The following is a 2,500-nucleotide window of genomic DNA, read 5'->3' on the forward strand; positions in this document are numbered from 1 at the left end:
GGGTGGTATTGTAAGGGTAAGCGAGGGGACCTGGCGGCGACCGACTTTTCCACTCATCGAGGAGCAGTATCATAGGCGCTGGGGGTTTTGACGGCCGAGTTCGGGATGGGATCGGGTTTGGAGCCCCCGCCATAGCCACCAGGTCTTCCCGCTCACCCTGTAAGGTGATGGGAGTGTTGGTTGGTGTTTTTTGAAGAGAGTGTGACTGACTACTGTGCATGTGTTTTTGATGTGTGAGAGATATGGGCGATTAGGATCAGTTAGCTTCATACGTTGCCGCACTTCCACACCTGACCTATCAACGTCCTGGTCTTGGACGGCCCTGTGAGACCTTGTTTTAAGGCTGGTTTCCCGCTTAGATGCTTTCAGCGGTTATCCATTCCGAACTTAGCTACCCGGCTGTGCCACTGGCGTGACAACCGGTGCACCAGAGGTTCGTTCATCCCGGTCCTCTCGTACTAGGGACAAATCCTCTCAAGTCTCTTACACCCACGGCAGATAGGGACCGAACTGTCTCACGACGTTCTAAACCCAGCTCACGTACCACTTTAATCGGCGAACAGCCGAACCCTTGGGACCTGCTCCAGCCCCAGGATGTGATGAGCCGACATCGAGGTGCCAAACCTCCCCGTCGATGTGAACTCTTGGGGGAGATCAGCCTGTTATCCCTAGAGTACCTTTTATCCGTTGAGCGATGGCCCTTCCACGAGGGACCACCGGATCACTATGGCCGACTTTCGTCTCTGCTCGAGCTGTCACTCTCGCAGTCAGGCAGGCTTATGCCATTGCACTCAACAGTCGGTTTCCGACCGACTTGAGCCTACCATCGCGCGCCTCCGTTATCCTTTGGGAGGCGACCGCCCCAGTCAAACTGCCTACCATGCAGGGTCCCGGACCAGGCTTACTGGTCTCGGTTAGATATCAGAAGAGTTGGGGGTGGTATTTCAAGGATGACTCCACCAAGACTGGCGCCTTGGGTTCAAAGTCTCCCACCTATCCTACACAAAACTTTCCTGATACCACTGCAAAGCTGCAGTAAAGGTTCATAGGGTCTTTCCGTCTGACCGCGGGAACCCCGCATCTTCACGGGGAATTCAATTTCGCTGAGCCGATGCTGGAGACAGTGGGGAAGTCGTTACGCCATTCGTGCAGGTCGGAACTTACCCGACAAGGAATTTCGCTACCTTAGGACCGTTATAGTTACGGCCGCCGTTTACCGGGGCTTCGATTCAACGCTTGCACATCTCCTCTTAACCTTCCGGCACCGGGCAGGCGTCAGACCCTATACGTCATCTTTCGATTTCGCAGAGTCCTGTGTTTTTACTAAACAGTCGCTACCCCCTGGTCTGTGCCACCCGCCAATGGTTGCCCACTAACGGGTCTCGTTTATCCCGAAGTTACACGAGCAATTTGCCTAGTTCCTTCAGCATCGTTCTCTCAAGCGCCTTGGTATACTCTACCAGTCCACCTGTGTCGGTTTCGGGTACGGTCTATATGCTAGAGCTATTTCCTGGAATGGTCCAAAAGCCTGCTCAATCCAATAAGAGCAGACAACATTTCTCATTCGTCACTTCTAGCAGGCCCAAGAATATTAACTTGGTTTCCATCGGCTACGGCTTTCGCCCTCGCCTTAGGGGCCGGCTCACCCTGCGTGGATTAACCTTGCGCAGGAACCCTTGGACTTTCGGCGACAGTGTTTCTCGCACTGTTTATCGCTACTCATGTCAGCATTCGCACTTCTGATACCTCCAGAGAGGGTCACCCCGTCTCCTTCGCAGGCTTACAGAACGCTCCGCTACCGCGCATAGTAAACTATGCACCCACAGCTTCGGCACGTGGCTTGAGCCCCGTTACATTTTCGGCGCAGGGTTTCTATTAGACCAGTGAGCTATTACGCTTTCTTTAAAGGATGGCTGCTTCTAAGCCAACCTCCTGGTTGTTTTGGAATCCCCACATCCTTTCCCACTTAGCCACGATTTAGGGGCCTTAGCTGGTGGTCTGGGCTGTTTCCCTCTCGACGATGGACCTTAGCACCCACCGTCTGTCTGCCATGCTCATACTCCTCGGTATTCGGAGTTTGGTTAGGTGTGGTAAGGCTTTGGGCCCCCCTAGCCCATCCAGTGCTCTACCCCCGAGGGTAATACATGACGATCTACCTCAATAGATTTCGCGGAGAACCAGCTATCTCCGAGTTTGATTGGCCTTTCACCCCTAGCCACAGCTCATCCCCGACTTTTTCAACAGGCGTGGGTTCGGCCCTCCAGTGCATGTTACTGCACCTTCAGCCTGGCCATGGCTAGATCACTCGGTTTCGGGTCTTCTACCAGTAACTAATTCGCCCTATTCAGACTCGCTTTCGCTACGCCTACACCTATCGGCTTAAGCTCGCTACGGACAGAAACTCGCTGACCCATTATACAAAAGGTACGCCGTCACCCCATATGAGGCTCCGACTGCTTGTAGGCATCTGGTTTCAGGTCTCTTTCACTCCCCTTATCGG

The 2,500-nt window shown here is 53.8% G+C and carries 2 rRNA genes (1 of these 2 cut by a window edge); both read right to left on the reverse strand.

The window, feature by feature from the left end:
• Window positions 1-28: 28 nt before the first annotated feature.
• Window positions 29-143, reverse strand: a 5S ribosomal RNA gene (gene rrf, locus GS535_RS09120).
• A gap of 87 nt (window positions 144-230) precedes the next feature.
• Window positions 231-2,500 (reverse strand): 23S ribosomal RNA (locus GS535_RS09125); it runs 468 nt beyond the window's last position.

Origin of the sequence: Saccharibacter sp. EH611, from assembly GCF_009834765.1 — a bacterium.
GTDB lineage: Bacteria > Pseudomonadota > Alphaproteobacteria > Acetobacterales > Acetobacteraceae > Saccharibacter.